At 35.4% G+C, this 26,861-nt stretch carries 24 protein-coding genes; 10 read left to right on the top strand and 14 right to left on the bottom strand.

The window, feature by feature from the left end; genetic code table 11:
• Positions 1 to 36 precede the first annotated feature (36 nt).
• Genes BSF41_RS14590 through BSF41_RS14580 form a run of 3 tightly spaced genes read left to right on the top strand, consistent with a single transcriptional unit; the run spans position 37 to position 5,734 of the window.
• A complete protein-coding gene (locus BSF41_RS14590; RefSeq protein ID WP_095930238.1) occupies positions 37 to 1,182 on the top strand; it encodes an efflux RND transporter periplasmic adaptor subunit in 1,146 nt (381 codons plus the stop codon).
• Positions 1,183 to 1,200: 18 nt separating this feature from the next.
• Positions 1,201 to 4,374 carry an efflux RND transporter permease subunit gene (locus BSF41_RS14585; RefSeq protein WP_095930237.1) on the top strand — a complete coding sequence of 1,058 codons (3,174 nt, stop codon included), beginning with the start codon at positions 1,201 to 1,203 and terminating at the stop codon, positions 4,372 to 4,374.
• The gene (locus BSF41_RS14580; RefSeq protein WP_095930236.1) at positions 4,367 to 5,734 is read left to right on the top strand and encodes an efflux transporter outer membrane subunit; all 1,368 of its coding nucleotides are present in this window, start codon (positions 4,367 to 4,369) and stop codon (positions 5,732 to 5,734) included. Before BSF41_RS14585 ends, BSF41_RS14580 begins: the two co-directional genes overlap by 8 nt.
• A gap of 172 nt (positions 5,735 to 5,906) precedes the next feature.
• On the opposite strand, the gene BSF41_RS14575 is transcribed toward BSF41_RS14580, so the two are convergent.
• The 8 genes from BSF41_RS14575 to BSF41_RS14540 form a co-directional block, all read right to left on the bottom strand.
• Complete coding sequence (locus tag BSF41_RS14575) at positions 5,907 to 6,317, bottom strand: BrxA/BrxB family bacilliredoxin (protein WP_095930235.1); 411 nt, start codon at positions 6,315 to 6,317, stop codon at positions 5,907 to 5,909.
• 152 nt (positions 6,318 to 6,469) lie between these two features.
• Positions 6,470 to 6,892, bottom strand: coding sequence for a helix-turn-helix transcriptional regulator (locus BSF41_RS14570; RefSeq protein WP_095930234.1), 423 nt, complete (start codon positions 6,890 to 6,892; stop codon positions 6,470 to 6,472).
• Positions 6,893 to 7,112: 220 nt separating this feature from the next.
• Positions 7,113 to 7,910, bottom strand: a complete 798-nt coding sequence (locus tag BSF41_RS14565; RefSeq protein WP_095930233.1) for a M48 family metallopeptidase — start codon at positions 7,908 to 7,910, stop codon at positions 7,113 to 7,115.
• Positions 7,911 to 7,922: 12 nt separating this feature from the next.
• On the bottom strand, positions 7,923 to 9,098 hold the full coding sequence (locus BSF41_RS14560; RefSeq protein WP_095930232.1) for a lycopene cyclase family protein: 1,176 nt from the start codon (positions 9,096 to 9,098) through the stop codon (positions 7,923 to 7,925).
• A gap of 18 nt (positions 9,099 to 9,116) precedes the next feature.
• A complete protein-coding gene (locus tag BSF41_RS14555; protein WP_095930231.1) occupies positions 9,117 to 9,581 on the bottom strand; it encodes a thioredoxin fold domain-containing protein in 465 nt (154 codons plus the stop codon).
• A gap of 182 nt (positions 9,582 to 9,763) precedes the next feature.
• Entirely contained in the window at positions 9,764 to 12,016 is a 2,253-nt protein-coding gene (locus tag BSF41_RS14550) for a TonB-dependent receptor (protein ID WP_095930230.1), read from the bottom strand.
• Positions 12,017 to 12,233: 217 nt separating this feature from the next.
• The gene (locus tag BSF41_RS14545; protein WP_095930229.1) at positions 12,234 to 13,139 is read right to left on the bottom strand and encodes an NAD(P)/FAD-dependent oxidoreductase; all 906 of its coding nucleotides are present in this window, start codon (positions 13,137 to 13,139) and stop codon (positions 12,234 to 12,236) included.
• Positions 13,140 to 13,149: 10 nt separating this feature from the next.
• Complete coding sequence (locus BSF41_RS14540; protein WP_095930228.1) at positions 13,150 to 13,503, bottom strand: MerC domain-containing protein; 354 nt, start codon at positions 13,501 to 13,503, stop codon at positions 13,150 to 13,152.
• A 93-nt stretch (positions 13,504 to 13,596) separates the two neighbouring features.
• Between BSF41_RS14540 and BSF41_RS14535 the strand changes: the two genes are divergently transcribed.
• The 3 genes from BSF41_RS14535 (at position 13,597) to BSF41_RS14525 (ending at position 16,691) form a co-directional block, all read left to right on the top strand.
• Positions 13,597 to 13,989: a Fur family transcriptional regulator gene (locus BSF41_RS14535; RefSeq protein ID WP_095930227.1), complete on the top strand. Its 393-nt coding sequence runs from the start codon at positions 13,597 to 13,599 to the stop codon at positions 13,987 to 13,989.
• Positions 13,990 to 14,063: 74 nt separating this feature from the next.
• Positions 14,064 to 15,932, top strand: a complete 1,869-nt coding sequence (locus BSF41_RS14530; RefSeq protein ID WP_095930226.1) for an Nramp family divalent metal transporter — start codon at positions 14,064 to 14,066, stop codon at positions 15,930 to 15,932.
• A gap of 105 nt (positions 15,933 to 16,037) precedes the next feature.
• Entirely contained in the window at positions 16,038 to 16,691 is a 654-nt protein-coding gene (locus BSF41_RS14525) for a metal-dependent transcriptional regulator (protein WP_095930225.1), read from the top strand.
• A 182-nt stretch (positions 16,692 to 16,873) separates the two neighbouring features.
• Here the strand turns inward: BSF41_RS14525 and BSF41_RS14520 are convergent, their stop codons facing one another.
• From BSF41_RS14520 to BSF41_RS14495, 6 genes are all read right to left on the bottom strand, one after another.
• Complete coding sequence (locus BSF41_RS14520; protein WP_095930224.1) at positions 16,874 to 17,275, bottom strand: hypothetical protein; 402 nt, start codon at positions 17,273 to 17,275, stop codon at positions 16,874 to 16,876.
• A gap of 117 nt (positions 17,276 to 17,392) precedes the next feature.
• Entirely contained in the window at positions 17,393 to 18,175 is a 783-nt protein-coding gene (locus tag BSF41_RS14515) for an enoyl-CoA hydratase/isomerase family protein (RefSeq protein WP_095930223.1), read from the bottom strand.
• Positions 18,176 to 18,185: 10 nt separating this feature from the next.
• Positions 18,186 to 19,601: a HAMP domain-containing sensor histidine kinase gene (locus BSF41_RS14510; protein ID WP_095930222.1), complete on the bottom strand. Its 1,416-nt coding sequence runs from the start codon at positions 19,599 to 19,601 to the stop codon at positions 18,186 to 18,188.
• Positions 19,602 to 19,729: 128 nt separating this feature from the next.
• Entirely contained in the window at positions 19,730 to 20,278 is a 549-nt protein-coding gene (locus tag BSF41_RS14505; protein WP_095930221.1) for a CopD family protein, read from the bottom strand.
• 84 nt (positions 20,279 to 20,362) lie between these two features.
• Entirely contained in the window at positions 20,363 to 21,376 is a 1,014-nt protein-coding gene (gene hemH, locus BSF41_RS14500) for a ferrochelatase (protein WP_095930220.1), read from the bottom strand.
• A 216-nt stretch (positions 21,377 to 21,592) separates the two neighbouring features.
• Positions 21,593 to 22,468 carry an AraC family transcriptional regulator gene (locus BSF41_RS14495; protein ID WP_095930219.1) on the bottom strand — a complete coding sequence of 292 codons (876 nt, stop codon included), beginning with the start codon at positions 22,466 to 22,468 and terminating at the stop codon, positions 21,593 to 21,595.
• A gap of 227 nt (positions 22,469 to 22,695) precedes the next feature.
• On the opposite strand from BSF41_RS14495, the gene hemA reads away from it, so the two are divergent.
• The 4 genes from hemA to hemE all read left to right on the top strand — a co-directional run bounded on the left by hemA (position 22,696) and on the right by hemE (position 26,845).
• Positions 22,696 to 23,946, top strand: coding sequence for a glutamyl-tRNA reductase (gene hemA / locus BSF41_RS14490; RefSeq protein ID WP_012023029.1), 1,251 nt, complete (start codon positions 22,696 to 22,698; stop codon positions 23,944 to 23,946).
• Between the two features lie 187 nt (positions 23,947 to 24,133).
• Positions 24,134 to 25,057 (top strand): hydroxymethylbilane synthase, encoded by a 924-nt coding sequence (gene hemC, locus BSF41_RS14485; RefSeq protein ID WP_095930218.1) that lies wholly within the window; start codon positions 24,134 to 24,136, stop codon positions 25,055 to 25,057.
• Entirely contained in the window at positions 25,057 to 25,722 is a 666-nt protein-coding gene (locus tag BSF41_RS14480; protein WP_095930217.1) for a uroporphyrinogen-III synthase, read from the top strand. Before hemC ends, BSF41_RS14480 begins: the two co-directional genes overlap by 1 nt.
• 97 nt (positions 25,723 to 25,819) lie before the next feature.
• Positions 25,820 to 26,845 carry a uroporphyrinogen decarboxylase gene (gene hemE / locus BSF41_RS14475; RefSeq protein ID WP_095930216.1) on the top strand — a complete coding sequence of 342 codons (1,026 nt, stop codon included), beginning with the start codon at positions 25,820 to 25,822 and terminating at the stop codon, positions 26,843 to 26,845.
• Positions 26,846 to 26,861 lie beyond the last annotated feature (16 nt).

The following is a 26,861-nucleotide window of genomic DNA, read 5'->3' as shown; positions in this document are numbered from 1 at the left end:
TTGTATTTAATGAATTTTATCTAAAAGAATTTAACAATGAACAAAATCTACTCCTCAGCAATCTTACTAAGTCTTTTGATGTTTTCTTGCAAAAAAGAAACACCACCAAGCCCCAAACCGTTAGAAATTTCAGTTACAACAGTTTTACAGCAAGATGTAAATTTAGAATCTGAATATACGGGGCAGACTTTTGGTCAATCGGATATACAAATTAACCCACGAGTTGATGGTATTATTGAAAGTATGAATTTCAAAGAAGGAAGTTTTGTTAAGAAAGGACAAGTCCTTTATACAATTGATCCTTTGCCATATAAAGCAAAACTTAACGAAGCACAAGGAATTGCGGCAGAGTCGCAGGCAGGATTAGCTAAAACCAAATCAGATTTGGATATGATTACTCCTCTGGCCAAAATGAATGCAGTGAGCCAGCGAGAATTAGTTTCGGCAAAATCGGCATATTCTGCTTCATTAGCTCAAATAAAAGCTTCCGATGCTTCTGTACAAAATGCTAAAATCGAATTGGGTTATTGCCAAATTTTAGCCCCAATTTCAGGATTAATCGGTATTTCTAAAGTCCGCGTTGGTGATTATGTAAGACCTGGTGCTATGTCTATTTTAAACACCATTTCTGATCTTGGCGACGTAAGAGTACGCTTTACTATAAGCGAACAGGAATTTCTGCGCCTTTTTAGAGAATTTAGCAAACCAAATTCTGCCTTAAAAGGCTCTGGCGCGATTGTCACTATAAAATTATCTGACGGTTCTGCCTATCCAGAAAAAGGAAAAGTAAGTTTTGCCGACAGACAAATCGACCCTTCTACGGGAGCTATCACATTTGAAGCAGCATTTCCTAATCCTGATAAATTACTTCGTCCGGGTCAATATGTAAAAGTCTCTTTGCTTACCGATATTCGCAAAGAAGCCATTGTAATTCCGCAACGAGCTGTTATCGAAGTTCAAGGAATCTATCAGGTTTATGTAGTGGGCAATGATAATAAAGTTCAAATGCAGATTGTAAAACCAGGTCCTTCTGTTAAAAACGGTTATATTATTGAAGAAGGATTAAAACCAGGTGATAAGATAGCCATGGGAGGTACTTCTTTGTTGAAAAACGGAAGTGTTATTACTCCTAAAATTGTTCAATGGCAATTGGGCGATCCAGAAACTGTAGCTACAAAGTAATCTAAATCACATACTATTATGGGAGAATTTTTCGTCCGAAGACCAATTGTTGCCATTGTAATTAGTATTATTATTGTGATACTTGGATTACTGGCACTGCAAAAAACACCTATTTCGCAATATCCGGATATCAATCCGCCAGTTGTAAAAATCACTACTTCTTTTACAGGAGCAAATGCGCTCAATGTAGAACAGGCAGTTGCTACTCCTATCGAGCAAAAAGTGAATGGTGTTGAAAACATGTTGTACATGAAATCAGTTAATACTTCTGATGGTGCTTGTACCATTGAGGTAACTTTTGACGTAGGTACAAATTTGGACAATGCCAATATGCTAACGCAAAACAGACAAAACCAGTCTGCTCCGTTTATGCCTTCAAGCGTAAAACAGCAGGGTGTGGTGGTAAAAAAGTCCCTTTCATTCCCTATGATGTTATTTACCATTACATCCAATAATCCAAAATATGATGCCAAGTTTTTAAATAACTACGCCAGTATCAATGTTGTTGACCAGCTTGCTCGTATAAAAGGAGTTGGAGAGGTTGCTCTTTTTGGAGGAAGTGATTATTCTATGCGTATTTGGCTAAAGGCAGATATAATGAATAAACTCGGCGTAACGGTTGAAGATGTTAAAAATGCTCTGAATGCACAAAACATGATTAGCCCAGGAGGAAAATTTGGAGCTGAACCCGCACCTCCAAATACCGAATTTACATATGGTGTAACACTCCAAGACCGATTGGTAACCGAACAAGAATTTGGAAATATCGTAGTTCGAAGCAAAGAAGATGGAGCTCAGGTTTTATTGGCCGATATTGCCCGAATTGAATTAGGAACCGAAAACTACAGCTCAACAGCCAGAAGAAACAGTTCTCCAAGTGCGGTTATTGCCTTATATCAAATGCCCGGAAGTAATGCTCTTGATGTGGCAGAAATGGCAAAAACAACCATGAAACAATTGTCTGAAAGATTTCCGCAAGACATTGTTTATCAAGAATCTTTAGATACAACATTGGCTATTACTGCAGGAGTTGATGATATTGTGCACACTCTTTTTGAAGCTATTATACTAGTTATTTTGGTGGTTTTTATATTCCTTCAAAACTGGCGTGCCACTTTAATTCCGTTAATTACCGTTCCTGTTTCTTTAATTGGTACTATTGCCGTTTTTCCAATGTTAGGTTTTTCGATCAATACACTTTCGCTTTTAGGATTAGTATTAGCGATTGGTATCGTGGTCGATGATGCTATTGTGGTTGTAGAAGCCGTAATACATCATATCGAACATGGGAAAAATCCGCGGGAAGCAACTATTCAGGCCATGAAAGACGTTTCTGGACCTGTAATTGCAATTGCATTAATCCTCTGCGCCGTATTTATCCCCGTTGCTATGACACCCGGAATTACGGGACGTTTTTATCAACAGTTTGCCATAACCATTGCCGTCTCGGTCGCCTTTTCGGCATTTAGTGCTTTGTCTTTAAGTCCCGCACTTTGTGCCATGCTTTTAAAACCAACAAAACCAGTAGATCAGCAAAAAGGATGGCTAGCTAAATTCTTTTCTTGGTTTAATAGGGTTTTCGAAAATGTTACAGGAAAATATATTGGTGGAGCAACATTTTTTGCCAAAAAAGCAATTCGTATTGTTGTTTTGCTAGCTGTCATACTGGTTTCAATTGTCCTTTTAGGCAAAAAGATTCCGTTAGGATTTATTCCAGAAGAAGATCAAGGTTATGTTTTGGTAAATATTGCTTTACCTCCTGCATCATCTTTACAGCGCACCGATGAAATATCGAAAAAAGTTGATAGTTTCCTTAAAGAAGAAAAATCTATTTTATCTTATACTACGATAAACGGATTTAGTATGCTTACCAACTCTTATCAGCCCAACAACGCTTTCATTTTTATTTCCCTAAAACCTTGGGAAGACAGAGCTGAAACGGCTAAACAGTTTGTAGACAGATTCAATAAAAAACTGGCCACTCAAATTACAACTGCGACTTGTTTTTCATTTGGCCCACCCGCAATTCAAGGTCTTGGCGCCTCTGCAGGATTTAGTTTAATGTTACAAGACCGAGGAGGAAATACGCCTCAATATTTAGCAGAACAGACACAAAATTTTATTGCCGCAGCACAACAACGTCCTGAAATAAAACGAATTTACACCACTTTTAATGCGGGTACTCCACAAATTAAACTGGATATCGACAATGACAAAGCGATGAAATTAGGAATACCCGTTTCTAAAGTCACCGAAGCACTTGGGGCATTTTTAGGAGGAAGTTATGTAAATGACTTTAACCGTTTTGGACGTCAATATAAAGTTTATGTGCAAGGAGAAGCTGTCAATCGTGTCAAACCAGAAGATCTAAACATGATTTATGTGAAGAACAATAAAGGCGACATGCTCCCAGTCTCCACATTGGTTACAGCAACCAAAGTATCTGGACCTGATTTTACGAATCGTTTAAATTTATTCCGATCTGCTGAAATTGGAGGTAGCCCAAATGATGGTTACAGTAGTGCACAAGCTTTAACTGCATTAGAAGAAGTGGCCAAACAGACCTTGCCAGCAGATATGAGTTACGATTACATCAACTTGTCTTATCAGGAAAAACATTCGCCTGGAGGATCTTCCGTATTTATTATGGCATTAGTTTTTGTATTCTTAATCCTAGCCGCACAATACGAAAGCTGGAAACTGCCATTTAGTGTACTCCTTGGAGCTCCTTTCGCCGTATTTGGAGCATTTTTAGGACTGCTTTTGGCAAGATTTGGAAGTGATGCTTACGTCAATAACGTTTTTGCTCAAATCGGACTCGTTTTACTTATCGGATTAGTGGCAAAAAATGCCATTCTTATCGTTGAATTTGCGAAAGAAGAATATGAGAAAGGGAAACCGCTTTACGAATCGGCAATGTATGCCGCGAGACTTCGTTTTCGACCGATCCTGATGACTGCTTTTGCTTTCATCCTTGGAGTAGTTCCGTTACTGACCGCTACAGGTGCGGGTTCACAAGCTCGTATTGTAATGGGAATGGCCGTGTTTAGCGGCATGTTGATCGCCACCGTTTTGGGTGTATTAATTGTACCAGGTCTATTTGTTATGATTGAAAAAATTGGACACAAGAAAGAAGAAACAATCACAACAGGAGAAAACAATGTAGAATCAAATACTACAGACCATGAGTAAGAAATATAAGATAATCGTTATTGTATTGGTTCTTTCCTTATTTCCTGTAGGATGTATGGTCGGGCCAAAATATAAAAAACCTGAGCAGTTAAAATCAGATTCTTATAGAAACGAAAGAAATTTAGACAGTCTCGCTTCGGTAACCAATTTAAAATGGTTTGATCTGTTTAATGATGATGTTTTAAAAGGTCTTATACAAAAAGGTCTTGAGAATAATTATGATTTAAAAATTGCGGTTTCGAGAATTGAGCAGTTTCGTGCTGAATTGGGTTATACTAAAGCCGATTTATTTCCGTCTTTTCAATATGGAGCTACGATAAACAGCAACAAGAAATATATTACTCCATCGACCGCGGGTGCGACTATGTCTTGGGAACTTGATTTCTGGGGAAAATATCGTCATGAAAACAATGCTGTTAAAAATGAACTTCTTGCCACAGAGGAAGCTCGTAAAGTAATATTGTCTGATATTGTTGCCAATATTGCAATAGCGTACTTTCAGATGCGGAATTTTGATGATCAGCTGGAAATAACCAAACATACCCTTGAAACAAGAGAGAAGTACTATCAGATTATAACCGAAAGATTCGAAAAAGGATATATCTCTGAAGTAGACAAAGTACAGATTGAACAGCAGGTTGCCATTGCCGAAGCAGCAATTCCTAACATTGAAAGACAAATAACGTATCAAGAAAATGCAATTGCTTTGCTTACCGGTCAGCTTCCTTCTGAAATTCCTAGAGGAAAAAGCAATACCGAGTTGCAGATCGTCAGTAAGATTCCATTGTCAATTCCGTCTGCCCTATTAGAAAACAGACCTGATGTCAAAGCGGCCGAATTAAGATATGCGGCAGCAAACGAAAGAATTGGCGTAGCTCAAGCCATGCGTTTCCCGTCTATTAATCTAGCAGCCATTGCTGGATTTGCCAGTGCCGATCTGAGTAATCTATTTCTCGGAAGTTCTTATATGCAAAATGCTTCTGGTGGAATTGCAGGGCCAATATTTGCCTTCGGGAAAAACAAAAGAAGAGTTGAAATAAACAGACAACAAGCAGAACAGTTTAAGTTTCTTTATCAACAAACCTATATCGGCGCCGTTTCTGAAGTAGAACAATCGATACAAAACGTTAGAACTTATCAAGAAGAATGGAAAGCCCGCAACAGACAAGTTCAGGCGGCTTTAATAAATTTCAAACTCTCTCATGAAAGATATGATAGCGGTTACGTTTCTTACTTAGAAGTTTTAGATGTAGAAACAAATCTCTTCAATGCACAATTAAGTCTAGCACAATTATCAGAAAGACAATTAAGCTCTATGATTGAATTGTATAAAGCACTTGGAGGGGGATGGAATCTTTAAGGTTCTGAGATTCTGAGTTGCTGAGGCTCTAAGTTTTTTGACCCGAAAAGCATAAAAAAAAGCACTATTTTAATAGTGCTTTTTGTTTTTATGCTTTGTGCCTATGTTACTCTGTCACTTTGTATCTAAAACCTTAGAGCCTCAGCAACTCAGAACCTTAGTACCTTAAAAATTAACAAAACTCGTTAAACGCATCCTGTAAATTCTCAGCGATTAATTCAGCTGGGCGTCCTTCGATGTGGTGACGCTCTAACATGTGAACCAATTCTCCGTTTTTAAACAAAGCCATAGATGGCGAAGATGGAGGAAATGGAAACATATGTTGTCTCGCAGCATCAACAGCTTCTTTGTCTACACCTGCGAAAACAGTAATTAGATGATCTGGTTTTTTAGCATTATCCAAACTCATTTTTGCTCCCGGACGTGCATTTCTTGCAGCACACCCACAAACAGAGTTTACAACAACTAAAGTGGTACCTTCAGCTTTGATAGCATTCTCTACAGCTTCAGCACTATGTAAATCTTGAAAACCAGCTACTGTTAATTCAGCCTCCATTGGTTTTACCATATCTAGTGGATACATATTCTTTTGTTTTAAATTGTACTTTTTGAACTGCAAAGTTACAAAGTTTACTCGCAACTAGTTACTTTCAAGTATAAAGTTTTGTTATAGTTTAATATTAAATTTAATATAGTACGAGTTCTCACTTCTTACGGCAAAATTTCAGCAATAACTTAGCTTTCTTCTTTTGATTTTTTATGCGAGAACTGATAATTATATTTCTTCAAATGACTATTCTTGCCTCTTACTTTATGCTTAGTAGTTAGAACTGTTTCTTTATTCTCTTCAGAAATTTCAATTGTCAAAAGATAACTGCTACAATATTTTTTTAGGGCATTAATATTATCTACCCCAACAGAATAAATGGTCTTCTTGCCTTCATATTGTATCTGAACCAGATTTGCCTTTTTTAGCTCTAACAAATGCTTGGATATCGTTGATTGCGCTAGTGGAATTAATTCCACTATTTCACCACAAGTTCTTTGATCTCTTTTCCACAGAAGAGTCATAATCTGAACTCTCGTCGGATGTCCGAGTGCTTTACAAATTTCAGCTATTACTTCTGTTTCTTCATCAAATTTTAGAGGCTTGGCCATTCTTATTGATTTACAAATTCTTTCATCGTTAATTGTCTATCATAAGCGACATATTATGTCTTTAGACAATAAACAAATCTAAGTACAATGCAAATCTATAACTACCCCTGAAAGTCGTTAAAGTAAAAGAATAAGACAAATTATTCGCGCCAGCTTCTATTTTGCCATACTAAAAACCACGTACTTTGGGCTATCAACTATTTTTTACGATTATAAAATACTACTTGCCAAATTTCTTTTGATACGGATACGTCTCATAAATAGTATTGTCTTCGTTTATCGAAAATCCTTTTGCGGCATCTTCTCTTGCTATGCCAACCAATGCGATAACTTCATCTCGAGATTTACCTTGCTTGAGCCAGCAAATCGCTTTATAATATTTAGCATCTGAGAATTCTGGATATATTTTTAATGCTTTATCAAAAATAGCAATTGCTTCATCCCATTTTTTAAGTTCATACTTTGCAATTCCTTGATAAAAATAAGCCGTAGGATGCTCCAGCTGCTGCCTGTTTTTATAAATATCATTCACATAATCATCTAAAAGCTTTTCTGCTTTTTCGTATTCATTTAACTGAAGATAGCATAGCGCTTTATAAAAATTAAACGAATGGTCCATAACATAGCTGTTTCCGTATAATTTTATAGCTTCATCAAAATCAACAATGGCCGCTTTGTAATTATGTGAAAAAATGCATTTCATAAAGGCACGATAAGAAAGCCAGCGTTCTTTATCATAGAACACTGCTTTATCTAAATAAGGCATGCCAACTTCATACTTTTTGCATTTAAAATACGGCATTGCTTTCTGTTGCCATAAATAGGCAATTGTACTGTCTTTTTTCAAACCTTCGTCAATACAATTTTGCCATTCAGACATTTCAAAAACATAATTATGCTTATAAGCACAACTATCGAGATATTGAGTAACAATCTCATCTTGCGCTTTGTTTTTAGACACTTGTCCAAACGATAAAAGAGTAAAAAATAAACTGAATCCTAGAATAATGTTTTTCAATGGTTACGTTTTTTAGTTAGATTTATTTGAAAGAAAAATCACTCTAAATAACGCTTTAATAAATGGTATTTTTGGACACTTTAAAATAACTTTAACATCTTCAAAAAAACTCGTTTCTTCATCTAAAAATTTAAAAATCAATTTTGGATTTCCTTTTCGAAATAAGGAAGAGAAAATAGAACTTCCCTGTTCGTTATGACGATAGAGAATATCCAAAAGCAATAAATCGTAAAACCAAAACTTAGACTTTTTATGAAAGCTTTTCATTTCGAAATCTTTCTCTTGAATAAACTCCACCAAATCTGAAGATTTTTTATCTGCGTTTTTAAAAGTATAACCTGTACTGGCTTTTGTCCAGCCACCAGCCGTACCTATATTCAAAACCCGTTTGGTGTTTTTTTTCCAAAAAGGATAGCAAGTCATTGGGATACTTCCCTCCTCTTTTTCGAGAATTTCGTAGTTTTCTGTCCCTAGTTTTTTCAGATAAAGCTCAATTGCTTTTTCGTATTCTTCTTGCAGAAGGAGTTTTTCCGAAAATAAAGTATATTCAACCAAAGCCTCCGTTTTTGAAGTTGGCAAAACATACATAAATCGCGTATTTCCTTTTTGTTCAACAGAAAAATCCATGAAAGTGACTTCTTCTGGATTGAAAACTTCCTCTTTCGTTTTCACAAACCAACCCACAAAATGCTGTTGCAAAACGGGATATTTGTTTTGCCTTTCGGCGAAAGCCTTAGTATAAATGCTATTGAAAAGATAATCGCAAGTATATCGATTCTCTTCTGTTCCGACAAAAACGTGCGTTTCCAATTCGTTGATATCGGTCACTTTTTCGTTTAAAAAAGTAATATTCGGTTGTTTTGAGATGGTTTTGAAAACAAAATCATAAAAATCTAAACCCTTGATTTTATTATATGAATAAGGTCTAAGATCCAAATCGCGTTTGAAATTCTCATTGGCAAATAAGGCCGAATCCCATTTTTTTGAAATAACCGAATTCCAAACACTTTCTTCTTTCTCCCAAAAACACCAAGTTCTGTCATTGGTTTTCTTTGAATTCTTATCTAGCAATAAAATCGACTTATCGGAGAATTTTCCAGACAAAACCATTTTGTAAACCGTCATCAAAGATGCTAGTCCTGTTCCTGTAAATATGTAGTCGAAATGTGGGATTTGTGAAGAATTCATTCTCAAAAATAAGAAAATTTACTTTTCCAGATTTTCTAATAACACTTTAAAATCTTTTAGCGCCATATAATTGTTGTATTGAAAGATAATTTCATTCTTATCGTTCAAAACACATAAAACAGGATATGTTACTTGATTGTTTATCGTTCCAAGCTCCAAAGCCAATTCATGAACACCAACATTATTCCCCGAAGGTTTAAATTTAAAAGTGTGATTATTAAATCTAATATCTCGTTTTTCCTCTGCATTGAAATCAATGAAATAGAAATCGGAGTTTAGTTTTTCTATAATCTCGTGATTCTTGAAAGTTGTCGCTTTCATTCTTTGGCAAAACTGACACCAATCGGTATGGATGAAAACAATGATTTTTCGTTTTTGAATTTGTTGCAAGCTATCTATTTCTTCAAAAGTTCTGCTTTTTAATTGGCAAAATCCTGTTGAAGTTATCCCGAAGAAGAAAATAAATAGAAATAGCTTTTTCATTTTTTTGTTTTGTTTGCCACAGATTAAAATGATTAGAAAGGATTTTTATTCTCTAAGCTTTTTAATTATTTTTTTGTCACTTAGCGAAGTCGAAGGGCGTTCAATTAGACGTGGGTTTCGACTTCACTCAGCCTGACAAAAAGTATAATCCTCTTAATCTGTGTAATCTGTGGCCTATAAATTTACCTAAAAGTATATCGTAATCCCAAAAATCCGCGAATAGTTTGGTTCTGCCCATAAACATAAGTGGTGTCAAATGTCAAACCGTATGGATTGTCTGGTGTTACTAATACTTTTCCTGCCGAATCATATTGCACATTTTTATCAAATGGGTCGTTCGTTCTCGAAATCAAAAACGGATTATTTTGTTTTGGTGTAAAGTTCAACAGGTTTTTAATTCCTCCATAAACTTCAAAATCTTTCCATCCTGAATACGTAAACTGAATGTTCTGAATGCTATACCAAGGCGAATTTGGACTTCTCGGATCGGTTTCGCTCAACAAAGGCAATTTCATCGGACTGTAAACATTTCCTGTATAATCCATGGATAAATTCCAAGGTTGAATTTTGTATGAAACACTCCAAGTTCCGGTGAAATTCTCAGTCAAAAAGGGTCTTTCCGAAATTCCGTTTTCAACATTTTTGTTGTCTAAAACCGTTGCTCCAACAATAAATTTTAATCCAGAAGGAAAATTAAGATCGACATTTGTACTGATTCCTTGGCTTATTGCATAACCATCAATATTGTCGTAGATAATTTCGTTTGGATTAGTTTCGTAATCTGAAATAATCTTATTACTGAATCTCGTATAGAAAGCAGTCGTTTCAATTCCCATAAACGTTCCGTTTCCGAAATTGATTTTCTGAATGTAATTCAAATTAACATTTACAGATTGTTCGGGTTTCAAATCATTTTTAATAATAACGTCTCTTGAACCCGTCAACGCCGCATGATCTTCGGTAAACAAATTCACAACTCTAAAACCCGTTCCAGCATTTAATCTAAAAATGGTGTTTTCGCTTGCCTTAAATCTATAGGCAAATCTTGGTGTAAAAATAGATCCGTGAATAGAGTTATAATCATAACGCATTCCCAACAAAACCTGACTTTTTGGAGAAAATGTAATTTCGTCCTGAACAAAAATTCCTGGAAGCCAAGTATTTTCAGCTTCTTTGGTTGCAGTCGTGTTATCGTCATAATAGGTATATCGGCTTGCGATTCCTGCCAGCAAATCGTTTCGTCCAATTTTTTTATCCCAAGTCAATTGCAAAAATCCAATTTTCTGATTGGCGATATACGAAGTTGTTCCATAACGGCTGTCCTGATAATGAACATTTCCAGAGAAAGAAAGCATCAATTTTTCTTCAAACGGCAATTGGTAACTTCCAATTAATTCGGCTCTTTTGGTATAAATACTTTCCCCATAAATTTCATCGCCTCCACGGTATTTTTTTTCCCAACGAATGTCTCCGCCCCAACGATCTTCATACATTCCGCGCGCTGCAATGGTAAATAATCGATTATGATTTCGTTTAAAACTCCATTTATTAAAAACCGAAATACGTTCAGAAAGCGTAACATCGGTAAAATTATCTTTGTCTTTATCTATAACTTGATCGTAGTTGAAGTAATTAATTCCGATAAGCGAAGTCGCTTTTTTTCCAACATTAAATTTCGTTCCTAAATCAAGATTGCTTTCAAAATAGGAAGTTGTAAAATAATCAGCAGAAAAAGTTGGTGCATTCGTTGGATTTTTAGTGATAATATTAATCAAACCACCAACGGCTTCACTCCCATAAAGAGACGACGCTGGACCTTTTACAATCTCGATTCGTTCCACCAAAGAATTCGGAATTCCAGACAAACCATAAACTGTCGAAAGACTGCTTACAATTGGCATTCCGTCTATCATAACCAAAGTGTATGGCCCTTCCAATCCGTTTATGTGAATGTCTCCCGTATTACAAACGCCACAATTCAACTGCGGGCGGACACCATTTATGTTCTGAAGCGCATCGTAAATACTTGGGGTTGGGTTTTTCTTAAAGAAAGTTGGAGAATATACCTCAACGGGAACGGCACTTTCTAATCGTTTTACAGGTTTTAGAGTTCCTGAAACTACCACTTCGTTCAATTCATTTTGATCTTCTTCTAATTCAAAATCCAAGTTCAGATTTTCATTTTCTAAAACTGAAATTCTTTGCGTTATGGGTTTGAATCCTGTTGAGGTTACATTTATTTTATATGTTCCGCTAGGAATATTTTCTAATTTATAAAGTCCTAAAGAATCAGTTTGTGTTCTAAAGTTTGTATTTAATAAACGAATGGTAATTTCCTGACCAATAGGAAGTATACTTTCTACTTTTCCAGTAATATTTTGAGAGAAAATGCTTTGTGTTGAAATTATTAATATTGTCAAAAATAAATATTTCATTGTTATAAAATTAAATTTAGACAAAACTAAAAATTAAATTCGATAAACATTCATTCTTAAAACAAAAATTTCAAACTGATTGAGTTCAATCTGTTACATTTCCATTTTTAAGAATCGTAATTATTTTTATTTAATCTCGCAAAGACGCAGAGTCGCCAAGTTCTATAAAAAAAAGCTTTGCGACTCTGCGTCTTTGCGAGATAATTTTGCACATGCATTAAAACTCTTCGTCGATAAGTTCTCTATTAATTACCGCGCCAGCAAAAGAACCTGTAGAAACCGCAATAGCCACAGATCGCATTTGTGTTGTGCAATCTCCACTAGCAAAAATTCCAGTAATATTTGTTTTCTGCATGCCGTCTACTTTTAGCAAACCTTGTTCGCTACTATCGCATCCCAAAGTTTCAGGAATTGGACAATGCTGTTCAAAAGGCGGTCGGGCATAAATAGCTTTTACCTCCACTTTTTCTCCGTTCTTAAAAATGATCTTTTTAATATAACCCTCATTATGCTCAAAAGAATCTATTTCTTCTTCGAAAATCTGAACACCATGATTTTTAAGAATTTGTGTTTGTTCTAAACTCAATTTCGATTTTCCGTTGGTGCATAATCTCAAGTCTTTTGTCCAATTGGAGATTAGTTTAGCATATTCAAATCCCATTTCACCATTGGCTATAATTGCCGTTTTCTCGTTTTTAACTTCATAGCCGTGACAATACGGACAATGCAAAACCGAAATTCCCCAACAAGCTGCAAAACCTTCAATTTCAGGAAGCAAATCTTTAACTCCCGTCGCAAACAATACTTTTTTCGAAGTAAAAATAACTCCCGACTTCATTTCAATTTCGAAACCGCCTTCTGTTTTAAGTGCTTTTACTGCAAGTCCGTTGTAAAATTGAACAGTTTTATAAATGTCGACTTGTAATTTGGCTTTCGCCGAAATAACTGCTGGCTTCTCGCCGTCTTGAGTAATAAAATTATGGGAATGCGGTGTCTGTCTGTTGCAAGGCAAACCGCTGTCGATAACCAAAACCTGACGTAATGAACGTCCTAAACTCATTGCGGCAGATAATCCGCTGTAACTGCCGCCAATGATAATCACTTCAAAATGCTTCTGTTCCATATTTCTATTTTTAATGATTTTGTTTTCTATGTAATTTGTAATTAATTAAGTGCCCGATGATCATTCCAATTCCTCCAAAATAAATCAGATCAAGATGAATTTCGAAAAAGAGTTCTGTCAAAATACTAATCCAAATCAGCGCCATTGAAACAACCAAAATTGACGATACCAAGAGAGCTGATTTTTTTATAATTTTGAGAATTGCAAATAAACCTATCGAAGCAAATAGTAAATCTATAATTGGGTTGTGACTCAAGCCTAAAGGGAGAATCGTTAAAAGAGGAAAAATCAAACAATGCACCAGACAAATTGTCGCGCTAGAAATTCCTAAAATATCGTAAAAAGATGTGCTTATTTTCTTCATTATGTGTACTTTTGCTTAATGCAATTTTGTTGCAAATATATACAATTTTATTAATTGCAACATTGTTGCGTTTAAATTTTAATTCCGTAAAAAATGAAGACTACACGTAATACCGCAGCAAAGACGGCTGTTTTAGAGGTGTTTGAGAAATCTAAAACGGCTCTTTCGCATACCGAAATTCACAAACAATTAAATGATTTGTGCGATCGCGTAACCATTTACAGAATTTTGGATCGTTTGATTAATGAAGATGTAATTCATAAAATTTCAAATTTGGACGGGACGGTAAAGTATGCCAAATGCAATCATTCGCATCAGCGTGTGCACATTCATAATCATGCTCACTTTAGTTGCGAGAATTGCCATGAGATTACTTGTCTTGAAACAGTAAAGCCGAGTTACATTATGCCGCACAATTATAAAGTGAACGAAATCAATTTTACGTTATCAGGATTATGTCCGAATTGTTTAAATTCTAACATTTAACTTTTAGACTCGTCTAAAAATATTGTTTCGCGAATATAATTTTTCTCTATATTTGTGAAAACAATACTTTTACAATGACCAAATCTTTAGAAGAAGTCCACGAATCGGTTTCTACAGAAAACAAAAAAAAAGGTTTTAGAAAAATTTTAGCCTTCTTAGGCCCTGCATATTTAGTAAGCGTTGGCTATATGGATCCAGGAAACTGGGCGACTGACATTGCCGGCGGAAGCCAATTTGGATACACTTTGGTTTGGGTTTTATTAATGAGCAATTTAATGGCGTTGCTTTTACAGAGCTTAAGTGCGCGCCTCGGAATTGTAACGCAGCGCGACCTCGCACAAGCCTCTCGAGAAACCTATTCCAAATACATCAACTACATTTTATATTTTCTCGCAGAAATTGCCATTGCGGCCTGCGATCTGGCAGAAGTTCTTGGAATGGCAATCGGAATTAATCTGCTTTTCGGAATTCCGTTGCTTGAAGCCGTTCTAATTACCGTTTTAGACACCTTTTTATTGCTTTTCTTGATCAATAAAGGAATTCGCAAGATGGAAGCCTTCATTATTGCTTTGGTTGCCATAATTGGCTTCTCTTTCATTTTCGAAATGATTTTTGCCGAGCCAGAAATGGGCAAAGTTTTACAAGGACTTATTCCTTCGATTCCAAATTCAGCAGCTTTATATATTGCTATCGGAATTATCGGTGCCACTGTAATGCCACACAACTTGTACTTGCATTCGTCTTTAGTGCAAACCCGAAAATTTGATAGAACTCCAGCGGGAATCAAACAAGCTTTAAAATATAACTTTATAGATTCTACTATCGCCTTAAATCTTGCTTTCTTTGTAAATGCGGCTATTTTAATTCTGGCAGCAGCCACTTTCCATAAAAACGGAATGTATGAAGTGGCCGAAATTCAAGACGCGCACAAATTTTTAGAACCACTACTGGGAACAAAATGGGCCCCAGCTTTATTTGCTATTGCGCTAATCGCCGCTGGACAAAGTTCGACTGTAACGGGAACGCTCGCTGGGCAAATCGTAATGGAAGGTTATCTTCATTTTAGAATTCAGCCTTGGGTACGTAGAATTATAACACGTTTAATTGCTATTATACCAGCTGTAATCGTGATTTTGATTTATGGAGAAAGCGTGACTGGAAAACTGTTAATTCTAAGTCAAGTCATTTTGAGTTTGCAATTGGGTTTTGCGATTATCCCGCTTATACATTTTGTGAGTGATAAGTCGAAAATGAAAGGTTTTCACATTTCGAGAACTACTCAAGTCGTATCTTGGATTATCGCAGCGATTATTGTTTCTTTAAATGCCAAATTGGTTTATGACGAAATCACTTCTTGGCTAGCAAACTCAAACCATCCGATGATTCTTTGGTTTACAGTAGTTCCTTTAGCATTCGGTTTTTTAGGTTTATTGCTCTACATCATTTTCAATCCTTTTATTGCAAAAGCAAAAAACAAAAACATAAATCATTCGCCTCATAATCTTAAATTGAAGTTTTCGCCAAGAGAAAGCCAAAGCATCAAAAACATTGCAGTTTCTGTCGATTTCTCACATGCCGATGAAGCTGCTTTGAACAAAGCCTTTGAATTGGGTGGCATTGACACAGAATATACCCTCATTCACATTGTAGAAACGGTCGGAGCCTTAATGTATGGCGTTCATGTTCACGATCACGAAACCACAATCGATGAGAAATTATTGCTGAAATACAAGGACATGCTTTCAGACAAAGGATTCAAGATCAAAACAGAACTTGGTTTTGGAAAACCAAACAAGGTAATTCCGAAAATTATAAACGAAGGAAATTTTGACATTCTCGTCATGGGAACCCACGGCCACACTGGATTAAAAGATATTCTTTTCGGCACAACAGTAGATAAATTGAGACATAAAATTTCAATACCTTTGTTGATTGTTAAATAAAAGGTGCTGAGGTACTGAGTTGCTAAGGTTCTAAGGTTTCTCTCGAAAACTTTAAAACAAAACCTTAGAACCTCAGCCCCTTAGAACCTTAGAACCTCAAAAGAAATGACCTTTTCAGAAGAAAACTACTTAAAATCGATATACCATCTAACAGCGGCTTTAGAAACTGAAGTGAGCACCAATGCTATTGCAGAAATTATGGAAACGAAAGCTTCCTCTGTGACCGATATGCTTAAAAAGTTGGCAGAGAAAGATTTAGTAAATTATAAAAAATATCAAGGAGTTTCTTTAACCGAAAACGGAAAACTGGCTGCAAAAATGATTGTGAGAAAACATCGTCTTTGGGAAGTATTTTTGGTGGAGAAACTAAACTTTAGCTGGGATGAAGTCCACGATATTGCGGAACAGTTGGAACACATCAAATCGGAGCAATTGATTAACCGTCTGGACGATTTTCTTGGAAATCCAACCGAAGATCCGCACGGCGATCCAATTCCGGATGCAAATGGTCGAATCATTAAAATCGAAAAACACCTTTTATCAGAACTAGAAGAGAATCAAACCGGAGTTTGTGTCGGCGTAAAAGATACTTCGTCTGAGTTTTTGAAATATCTAGACAAACAAGGAATCGCTTTAGGATCAAAAATTGAATTGCTTTCTAAAGAATCCTTCGATCTATCGGTTAAAATTAAAGTGAATGATAGAGAATTGTCTATTTCTAATAAAATTGCTTCTAATTTGTTTGTGAAGTTGGTTTAAAGGTTATTTCGGAGAGATTCACAAAGAAGTTCACAGAGACACCCTTAAGAGTTTGAACAAGGTTTTTTCTGTCAGGCTGAGCGAAGTCGAAGCCCCGCAAAGTGATTCTGCAAACGTAGGCTTCGACTTCGCTCAGCCTGACAAATAAGTTCTATAGCGACCATAGCCACTTAAATTATTCTTTAAACAATCCCCTTTTCAATCATTTCCAGCATAACTGGCGAAGCATTTTTAAAAGTTGGTGCTTGCTCGATTATACTTCCAGCGTTCTTTTTATTTACTTTAAACGTAACATCATCATCAGTTGTAAAAAGCAATGCCGTCAAAAAAGGATTTTTGATATGTGAGCCTAAAACCAACAAGGCTTCATCTAAAGTATGAATGCTTTCTATTTCTTCTGTTTTATATCGAAAAGTCAGCGAAATTGAGAATGTATTATCTTCATTGAGAACCAATCGGAAATAAACATTTTTGAGTTCTGTATCGCCCATGGTTTTGGCCAAAGTCAGTTTGGCGAAAGTTCCTTTTTGGATGCTTTCTTTAACTCGTTCACAAAAAAGGGCAAATATTGGTTCGTAAGACATATTATTGTGTTTATTTAACCGCAAAGGTCGCAAAGATTTACGCAAGGTTCGCAAAGTTTTTTAATTTTCCTTGTGTGCTTTTCGTAATCCCTTGCGACCTTTGCGGTTAAGAAAAAATTACTTTCCTGTAAATTCAGCTTTACGTTTTTCTAAGAATGCTGTGGTTCCTTCTTTAAAATCCTCGGTTCCAAAACATTCTCCGAATGATTTTATTTCCGTATCAAAACCATTTTTACCGTCTTTAAAGTTGGCATTGATTGCTTTGATTGCTTTTCCAATTGCGAATGGTGCATTTTTGATAATTTTCTGAGCGATTACGTTTGTAAATGACAGAAGTTCTTCTTGAGGCACAACATGATTTACTAAACCGTAATCTTTTGCTTGTTCAGCAGTAATCATAGCTGCGGTCATGATCATTTCCATTGCACGGCCTTTTCCAACTAATTGCGGTAAACGCTGTGTTCCACCATAACCAGGAATTAATCCTAAAGTTACTTCTGGAAGTCCCATTTTTGCATTGTCTGAAGCAACTCTAAAATGACATGCCATTGCCAATTCTAATCCGCCGCCAAGAGCAAAACCATTAACGGCTGCAATAACTGGCTTTTTAAGGTTTTCGATGAAATCAAATAAAGACTCCTGTCCTTCAGCAGCTAGTTGTGCTCCTTCAACAGTGGTATAATTTGCAAATTCCGAAATATCTGCCCCAGCAACAAAGGCTTTCTCTCCGCTTCCGGTTAAAATAATAATACGAACATCATCATTTTTAGATAATGATTGAATCGCATTACTCAGATCACTAATGGTTGCTTTGTTTAAAGCATTTAATTTAGTTGGTCTGTTAATAGTGATGGTAGCAACTTTTTCTACAATTGAAATTAAGATATTTTCGTAATCCATGACGCTATATTTATGAGTTGGTGATAGGGAGAGAAACCGTAAATGTTGTTCCTTTTCCGTAAGTTGACTCAAAGGTAATTGTTCCTTTGTAATTTTCGATAATGTTTTTGATAATTCCGAGTCCAAGTCCCATACCGCTGGTTTTGGTAGTAAATTTTGGTTCGAAAATTCTTCCGATATCTTGTTTCTGAATACCGATTCCGTTGTCTTTTACAGCAATTTCAACATCGTTATTTCGCCTTTTTACCGAAACTACTATCGATTTCTGAAATTGACTTTCTGGAATAGCCTGAGTGGCATTTTTAACCAAGTTGGTAATCACACGAATCAATTGCGTACGATCCATTTTGGAAATGATTTCTTCTTCTTCTTTTTCAAAAGAAATATAATCTTCGTTGAAGATATCCAAAGCCAATTCGACAACCTCAACTACATTCAGCGTTTCGTTTTGCTGTGCTGGCATCGAAGCAAAGTTTGAAAATGCGGAAGCAACAGCTGTCATTGTATCTATCTGTTGAATTAAAGTTTCGGAGTAATCATTCATTTTCTGCTTCACATCTGGAGCAGCAGGATCGAATTTTCTTTGGAAACTCTGAACCGTCAAACGCATCGGCGTAAGCGGATTTTTAATTTCGTGCGCGACCTGTTTCGCCATTTCACGCCAAGCTTCTTCACGTTCGCTTTGCGCTAGTTTGATAGCACTGGTTTCCAATTTGTCTACCATTCCGTTGTAAGCTCTAATCAAGAAATTAACTTCTTTACTGTTGGCTTCCAGAACAATTTTTTCGTTCTTCTGATCCAGATTAGTCTCTTCTAGTCTCTCTGAAATCGTTTTTAATGATTTCGTGATATACGTTGAAAGGAAATACGCCAATGCAAAAGCAACAATCAGCATAAAAGAATAAACCTGACTCAGACGAATTAGGAAAGTATTCAACTCGTTATCATAATAACCATCGTCTTCTAAATAAGGAAGGTTCAGGATTCCAAGCGGTTTGAATTTTTCGTCTTTAATTAAACTGTATGAAGAGCGGTTTTTGACTCCATCGATAGTTTTAATATCCACAAAACGTTTTTCGATGGAAGAACGAACCAGTTTAAGAATATATTCTGGAATTGGAGGTGCAATTTTATCTACAGCGAAAGATTCTTTGGATGACTTTAAAAGTTTTCCATCCAAACTGTAAATGTTGATTTCAATTTTATGAATCTGCGCTAACTCGTGAATTTTATCTTTAAAGATTAAATCTAAATTCTGAGTTTTTAGCGGATAAGTTGTAGTTGCCAGAACATAATTAATATGTTCTTTTACCGCATTTTCTTTTCGTTCTAAACGTTCCTGATGGTATTCTTTGGCCTCAGTTTTAAACTGAATAATCGAAATCGAAGCCAATAAAAAAGATGCCACCACAATCAATACAATCATCGACAGGAAAATCCTGGTTCGAAGCGATAGCATTGTCATTTTGAAGTTTAGCATGTTTTTAGTGATTAGTGAATAGTAATTAGTGAATAGTAAAAGCTTGAAACTAATTACTATTCACTTTTTACTAATTACTTTTTTTCTCTTATTCTTTTATAAAATCGGAAACCCAGCATAATTAAAACGGAGAATAAAATAATTCCGATTACGCCGAAAATCCAGTTGATGGCACTTTTTAAAACTACTAAAAAGACAACCGCAAATAAAATAATGGTTGCACCTTCATTCCATAAACGCATAAAATTATTGGTATATTTTACCTCATCGTTTTGCAGTTGTTTAAAAATCTGATGACATTTTCCGTGATATAAATATAAAAGAAAAACGAAACATAATTTTACGTGCATCCATGGCATTTTGATCCAAACGCTTCCTGCATCTGTAAAAAACAACATCCAAAAAGCAAAAATACTCGCCAAAACCGCCGATGGCCAAGTAATAATGTACCACAAACGATAGGCCATTATTTTGTATTGCGCCTGCAGAATTTCTTTTTCTGGCGAAGGTTTTTCATTGGCTTCAATTTGATAAACAAACAAACGCACAATATAAAACAAACCCGCAAACCAAGTAATTACAAAAATAAGATGCAGTGATTTTAAGTAATTATAGTATTCCATTATTTTCGGTTTAAAGTTTCAGGTTTAAAGTTTCAAGTTATCAACTTTGAGAAAAACTTGAAACCTGAAACTTGAAACTAAATATTATTTCGCCCAATCATTAATCCAGTTAGAAACCGTCTTACACCATTCGTCATCGTCATTCAAACATGGAATTGCTAAGAACTCTTCTCCTCCATTTGCTTCAAAATCCTCTTTGGCGCGCATGGCAATTTCTTCTAAAGTTTCTAAACAATCTGAAACGAAAGCCGGTGTAACAACTGCCAATTTCTTGATTCCTTTTGCTGGCATGTTATCAATTTCAACATCGGTATAAGGTTCCAACCATTTATCTCCCGCTAAACGTGATTGAAATGTCAGACTGTATTTATCTTCAGGAAGCCCTAATAATTTTACAACTTGTCTTGTTGTTTCGTAACATTGGTGACGATAACAAAACTCGTGCGCTGGTGAAGGCGTATTGCAACAAGAACCGTCAATTTTACAATGCGATTTAGTTACATCCGTTTTGCGAATATGACGCTCTGGAATTCCGTGGTAAGAAAACAATAAATGATCGTAATCAAAACCAACTAAATGTTTCTGAATTGAATCGGCTAAATTCTTGATATAATCAGGTTTATTGTAAAATGCCGGAACATCTGTAAACTTCATGTGTGGGAATTTCTTCTTACGGATTTCCTCTGCTTTTACTAAAATAGTCAAAGTTGAAGCCATTGCATATTGTGGATATAAAGGAAAAAGCATTACATCTGTAACTCCTTTATCGCTCAATTCTTGAAGTCCTTTTTCGATTGTCATACTTCCGTAACGCATTGCTAAAGAAACAGGAACATTTACAAGAGGCTGAACCTTTTTCTGCATTCTTTCTGAAAGAACAACTAATGGAGAACCTTCTTCCCACCAAATTTTTGCATAAGCATGCGCAGATTCTTCTGGTCTTTTTCTTAAAATAATACCGCGAACTAATAATGCTCTTAATAAATACGGAACATCGATCACGTATTTATCCATTAAAAATTCATCTAAATAAGGTTTAACATCTTTTGGAGTTGGACTTTCTGGAGATCCAAGATTTACTAATAATACGCCTTTCATTATTGTTTTTTTGCATTAGGCTTTAAGCATTAGGCTTTAAGCTTTTATTTGTTTTTAAAAATTTCGTCAAAAGTAGAACTTGCTACTTTTGGGAAATATGATAATTATTACTTTTTAATTATGTCTTTATTTATAAAATTGATTTCTCTCGCAGATTCGGGAAATTTAGCAACTATTTATTTTGTGCAAATTCGTGAATTAGTGGCGAACAAAAACTTACACATTCGCATTAATCGACATCAAATATTTTTTTGGAGTCGTGGCAAACTTTTTCTTAAATGCCGCAATAAAGTGACTTCCTGTACTGTAACCGATTTTCAAACCAACTTCATTTACATTATATGATCCGCTGTCTAAAAGTTTTCGGGCGAAATCCATTTTGTAATCGAAAAGGAAACCGTATACCGTGTCGCCGTAAATTTGTTTGAAACCCATTTTAAGTTTCTTTAAATTCAAACCAATTTCGTCTGCCAATTCTTGCAATCCTGGCGGTTCGGCCATATTAGCGATAATAATTTCTTTAGCTTTTCTGATTTTCAGAACGTTATCTTCATCTATTAAAAACGGACATTGTTCTGCATTTGGATCTTCAGTTCTGTTGAAATACAAACTCAACAATTCGTATCCTTTTCCTTTATAATAAAGGTTTTTTATGGATGGGTGAAGATTGTAATGAAACAACTGACTCAGCACAATCGCCATTGACGGACTGATATTTCCTTCGTTATAATACTTTTTGTCCTTATTGTCTGGACTCAAAAAAGTAATATAATCGGCTTCGGCAGAAAACAACGCGTGAAATTTTTTAATCGATACAATTACCGAAATCGCCCAAGAGTTTGGAGCCAATTCTAAATTTAGCGGTAATTCTTTCTGCGGATTGTATAAAAGCAGCGATTTTTCTTCTTTCAATTCTAGAGCATAATTGCCTTGATTGAATAAGAATTTTGCATTTCCTTTTATCCCGAAGTGAAACTGTATCAGGCCAGTACCTATTATTTCATGCTGTGCATAAAATGGCTCCAGACCGTCATTTTGAAAACGGATCAGCGTAAAGTCGTCTTCAATTTTTATAATTTCTTGAGAACCCATAGCGATATTTTTTTGAAACAAAAATCGAAACAAACTCAAAATGTTATTTAGAACGACTCTAAACTAATCACTTCAAATGAGTTGATTTTGCTACAAAAGTAGTCCTTTTTACTCAAAAACACCTATTTAGGTTCAAAAAAACATACAGCGACATAAAAAGTACTTTTAGCGTTATTTTTATCGATGGTATAGTAATAATTTTGTTGCACTTTTATGAAAGTGAATTTATGGAAAACAATAACGTACCGAAACACCTTTATTTTTACTCAGTTGGTCTGAGTTATAAAAAAGCTGATGCTGAGGTTAGAGGTCAATTTAGTTTGGATGCCGTTGCGAAAACACGTTTACTGGAACAAGCTAAAAACGATGGAATAGAAAGTTTACTGGTTACTTCAACTTGCAACAGAACCGAAATCTACGGTTTTGCCGAACACCCATTTCAATTAATAAAACTTATCTGCGACAACAGCAACGGTTCTGTCGATGCTTTTCAAAAAGTTGGTTTCGTTTACAAAAATCAAGAAGCAATTAATCATATGTTTCGCGTAGGAACTGGTTTAGACAGTCAGATCTTAGGCGATTTCGAAATTATATCTCAAATAAAAACCAGTTTTACACATTCAAAATCAATGGGATTAGCCAATGCTTTTATGGAAAGATTGGTCAATGCGGTAATTCAGGCAAGCAAAAGAATTAAAACGGAAACAGAAATTAGTTCTGGTGCTACTTCAGTTTCTTTTGCATCTGTACAATATATTTTGAAGAATGTTGAAGATATCAGCAACAAAAACATTTTACTTTTTGGAACTGGAAAAATCGGGAGAAACACGTGTGAGAATTTAGTAAAACATACCAAAAACGAACACATTACTTTAATCAACCGTACTAAAGATAAAGCAGAAAAATTAGCAGGAAAATTAAATCTAATTGTTAAAGATTACTCTGAATTACATTTAGAACTTCAAAAAGCCGATGTTGTGGTTGTTGCAACTGGCGCTCAAAACCCAACGGTTGACAAAGCGATTTTGAATCTTAAAAAACCTTTGTTGATTCTGGATTTGTCGATTCCGAAAAACGTAAATGAAAACGTAGAAGAATTAGAAGGTGTAACTTTAATCCACATGGATTATCTGTCTCAATTGACAGATGAAACTTTGGAAAACAGAAAATTACACATTCCGGCAGCTGAAGCAATCATCGAAGAAATCAAAGAAGAATTTGTTACTTGGATGAAAGGCAGAAAATTTGCTCCGACAATCAATGCTTTAAAAGAAAAATTAAACGCTATTAAAGCTTCAGAACTAGATTTTCAAAGCAAAAAAATTGCCGATTTTAATGAAGAGCAAGCTGAAATCATCAGTAACAGAATCATTCAAAAAATCACTACACATTTCGCAAATCATTTAAAAGACGACGATACCATGGTCGATGAAAGCATCGAATGGATCGAGAAAGTCTTCAAAATAAAAGCATCTTAAATACAGTTTAAACCATACAAGTTATCTAAGTTCATTTAAAAACTGTGTTTTACCCAAACCGCTTAAATTTACTTATATAACTTATATAGTTTAAAAAAACAAAAAGTTATATCACACTATTTAAACTGTGTTTTACTCAAACCGCTTAAATTTACTTATATAACTTATATGGTTTAAAAAACAAAACATGGCTGAAAAAACAATCAGAATTGGAACGCGTGACAGCGAATTAGCACTTTGGCAAGCACATACTGTCGAGAAAAAACTAAACGACTTAGGTTATAAAACCTCGATTGTTGCGGTTAAATCTCAAGGCGATATTATTCTGGATAAACCTCTTTACGAATTAGGGATTACTGGAATTTTTACCAAAACGCTTGATATTGCTATGATCAATGGCGATGTTGATATTGCAGTGCATTCTATGAAAGATGTTCCAACGGCTTTACCAAAAGGTATCGTTCAAGGTGCTGTTTTATCAAGAGCCAATGTTCTGGACATTTTAGTTCATAAAGGAAATCCTGACTTTACAAATCCAAGTACCATTGCAACTGGAAGTTTGCGTCGCCAGGCACAATGGTTCAATAAATACCCAAATCATACTGTTGTAGATTTACGTGGGAACGTAAATACGCGTATGCAAAAACTTCAGGACAATAATTGGGATGGAGCTGTTTTTGCAGCTGCAGGTTTAGAGCGCATCAACTTAAAACCTGAAAATTATATCAATTTAGATTGGATGATTCCTGCTCCAGCACAAGGCGCAATGCTTGTCGTGGGAATGGAAAATGACAATTATACACTGGATGCCCTTTCGCAGTTAAATGATATCGAAACTGAAATTTGCACCTATATCGAACGTCAGTTTTTGAGAACGCTTGAAGGTGGATGTACTGCCCCAATTGGAGCTCTAGTAACATATAATGAAGATGAAGATACTTTGCATTTTCAAGGTGTTTTACTTTCTATTGACGGAAAACAAAAACTAGAAATCAACAAAACGGTTGATATTTCAGAATGGAAAAAATTAGGTTTCAATTCTGCTCAGGAGATTTTGAATAATGGTGGAACAGAATTAATGCAGAAAATTAAAGAATCTTTGAAGAAATAATGGCAAACGCAGTTCAAATACTATCTACTAAAATATTATCTCCTCTTCATAAACAAGAGCTGATGAAATATGGCGTAGAATTAATAGAAGCCGATTTCATTAAAACCGAAAACAAACCCTTCGAATTAAAAGACATTAACGAAAGCCTGATTTTTACAAGTCAGAATGCTGTTCACAGTGTTTTATCAGACCCAAAATCCGAAGAACTAAAAAAGAAAAACGTGTACTGCGTGGGTCTTAAGACCAAAACGCTTTTAAGCGATAATGGTTTTAATGTAGTGGCTTATACCGGTTATGCATCAGATTTAGCCGAAATTATTACTCTGATTTATGCGAATGAGAGCTACACTTTTTTTAGCGGAAATCTTAGAAGAGACACTTTGCCTGAAGCTTTCAAAGAAAACGGAATTAAATTCAATGAAATTCAGGTTTACGAAACCACACTTCAGCCACAGAAAATAAAAGCAAATCCTGAAGCGATTTTGTTTTTTAGTCCGTCTGGAGTCAAAAGTTATCTGAAACATAATACCATCAATAAACAAATCTGCTTTTGCATTGGTGATACTACCGCAGAAGCTTTATCAAAAATCACAAAGAATATCATCATCGCAGATCAGCCCACAATTGAAGACGTGATCGAAGATGTAATTCACGAATACAAATAAATTAAAGCAATAAGCTTTAGGCAGTAAGCCGTAAGCAAAAAAATCATAGTTAAAAACAAGCTTAAAGCCTAAAGCTTAAAGCCTAAAGCAAGAAAAAATGTTAAAAAACGACCTATTTTTAAGAGCATTAAAAGGAGAAACTGTGCAACGTCCGCCGGTATGGATGATGCGTCAGGCAGGAAGATATTTACCTGAATTTAGAGAACTTCGTGATAAATATGATTTTTTTACGCGTTGTGAAACTCCAGAATTAGCTGCTGAAATTACAGTTCAACCTATCCGAAGAATCGCTCCAGATGCTGCGATTTTATTTTCGGATATTTTAGTAGTTCCACGTGCAATGGGAATTCATGTAGAATTAAAAGACAATTTGGGACCAATAATTCCAAACCCGATTCGTTCTCTATCAGATGTTCATAAAGTGTACGTTCCAGATGTAAATGAGACTTTAGGCTACGTTTTTGACGCAGTAAAATTGACTAAGGAAATGCTGAATGATGAAGTTCCGTTAATTGGTTTCGCAGGTTCGCCTTGGACTATTTTCTGCTACGCTGTTGAAGGAAAAGGTTCTAAAAGTTTTGATACTGCAAAAGGATTCTGTTTCTCAAACCCAGCTGCAGCACATACTTTATTGCAAAAAATTACCGATACGACTATTTTATATTTAAAAGAAAAAGTAAAGTCGGGAGTAAATGCCGTTCAGATTTTTGACTCTTGGGGAGGAATGCTTTCTCCTGTTGATTATCAGGAATTTTCATGGAAATACATCAACCAGATTGTTGACGCTTTAGCTGATATTACTCCTGTTATTGTTTTCGGAAAAGGATGCTGGTTTGCTCTTGGCGAAATGGGTAAAAGTAAAGCTTCTGCATTAGGAGTTGACTGGACTTGTTCGGCTAGAAATGCTCGTTATTTGTCTGGTGGAAATATTACTTTACAAGGGAATTTTGATCCGTCAAGATTACTTTCTCCAATTCCGACTATCAAGAAAATGGTTCATGAAATGATCGATGAGTTCGGAAAAGATAAATATATCGTAAATTTAGGTCACGGAATTTTACCAAATATACCTGTAGATCACGCCAAAGCGTTTATTGACGCTGTGAAGGAATACGGAAACTAGTATTCAGTTTTAAGTC

Origin of the sequence: Flavobacterium sp. ACN2, from assembly GCF_002303885.1 — a bacterium.
In the GTDB taxonomy this organism is placed as follows: Bacteria; Bacteroidota; Bacteroidia; order Flavobacteriales; family Flavobacteriaceae; genus Flavobacterium.
This window is presented reverse-complemented; position numbering and strand designations above follow the sequence as displayed.

What these genes read in the sequence shown, in the direction of transcription:
- BSF41_RS14510 (WP_095930222.1), bottom strand. Translation starts at nt 19,601, where the DNA reads ATGATTGTATTGATTGTGGTGGCATCTTTTTTATTGGCTTCGATTTCG.
- BSF41_RS14560 (WP_095930232.1), bottom strand. Translation starts at nt 9,098, where the DNA reads ATGAATTCTTCACAAATCCCACATTTCGACTACATATTTACAGGAACA.
- BSF41_RS14530 (WP_095930226.1), top strand. Translation starts at nt 14,064, where the DNA reads ATGACCAAATCTTTAGAAGAAGTCCACGAATCGGTTTCTACAGAAAAC.
- hemC (WP_095930218.1), top strand. Translation starts at nt 24,134, where the DNA reads ATGGCTGAAAAAACAATCAGAATTGGAACGCGTGACAGCGAATTAGCA.
- hemE (WP_095930216.1), top strand. Translation starts at nt 25,820, where the DNA reads ATGTTAAAAAACGACCTATTTTTAAGAGCATTAAAAGGAGAAACTGTG.
- BSF41_RS14550 (WP_095930230.1), bottom strand. Translation starts at nt 12,016, where the DNA reads ATGAAATATTTATTTTTGACAATATTAATAATTTCAACACAAAGCATT.
- BSF41_RS14585 (WP_095930237.1), top strand. Translation starts at nt 1,201, where the DNA reads ATGGGAGAATTTTTCGTCCGAAGACCAATTGTTGCCATTGTAATTAGT.
- BSF41_RS14590 (WP_095930238.1), top strand. Translation starts at nt 37, where the DNA reads ATGAACAAAATCTACTCCTCAGCAATCTTACTAAGTCTTTTGATGTTT.
- BSF41_RS14480 (WP_095930217.1), top strand. Translation starts at nt 25,057, where the DNA reads ATGGCAAACGCAGTTCAAATACTATCTACTAAAATATTATCTCCTCTT.
- BSF41_RS14555 (WP_095930231.1), bottom strand. Translation starts at nt 9,581, where the DNA reads ATGAAAAAGCTATTTCTATTTATTTTCTTCTTCGGGATAACTTCAACA.
- BSF41_RS14580 (WP_095930236.1), top strand. Translation starts at nt 4,367, where the DNA reads ATGAGTAAGAAATATAAGATAATCGTTATTGTATTGGTTCTTTCCTTA.
- BSF41_RS14535 (WP_095930227.1), top strand. Translation starts at nt 13,597, where the DNA reads ATGAAGACTACACGTAATACCGCAGCAAAGACGGCTGTTTTAGAGGTG.
- BSF41_RS14545 (WP_095930229.1), bottom strand. Translation starts at nt 13,139, where the DNA reads ATGGAACAGAAGCATTTTGAAGTGATTATCATTGGCGGCAGTTACAGC.
- BSF41_RS14575 (WP_095930235.1), bottom strand. Translation starts at nt 6,317, where the DNA reads ATGTATCCACTAGATATGGTAAAACCAATGGAGGCTGAATTAACAGTA.
- BSF41_RS14570 (WP_095930234.1), bottom strand. Translation starts at nt 6,892, where the DNA reads ATGGCCAAGCCTCTAAAATTTGATGAAGAAACAGAAGTAATAGCTGAA.
- hemA (WP_012023029.1), top strand. Translation starts at nt 22,696, where the DNA reads ATGGAAAACAATAACGTACCGAAACACCTTTATTTTTACTCAGTTGGT.
- BSF41_RS14515 (WP_095930223.1), bottom strand. Translation starts at nt 18,175, where the DNA reads ATGGATTACGAAAATATCTTAATTTCAATTGTAGAAAAAGTTGCTACC.
- hemH (WP_095930220.1), bottom strand. Translation starts at nt 21,376, where the DNA reads ATGAAAGGCGTATTATTAGTAAATCTTGGATCTCCAGAAAGTCCAACT.
- BSF41_RS14505 (WP_095930221.1), bottom strand. Translation starts at nt 20,278, where the DNA reads ATGGAATACTATAATTACTTAAAATCACTGCATCTTATTTTTGTAATT.
- BSF41_RS14520 (WP_095930224.1), bottom strand. Translation starts at nt 17,275, where the DNA reads ATGTCTTACGAACCAATATTTGCCCTTTTTTGTGAACGAGTTAAAGAA.
- BSF41_RS14540 (WP_095930228.1), bottom strand. Translation starts at nt 13,503, where the DNA reads ATGAAGAAAATAAGCACATCTTTTTACGATATTTTAGGAATTTCTAGC.
- BSF41_RS14495 (WP_095930219.1), bottom strand. Translation starts at nt 22,468, where the DNA reads ATGGGTTCTCAAGAAATTATAAAAATTGAAGACGACTTTACGCTGATC.
- BSF41_RS14525 (WP_095930225.1), top strand. Translation starts at nt 16,038, where the DNA reads ATGACCTTTTCAGAAGAAAACTACTTAAAATCGATATACCATCTAACA.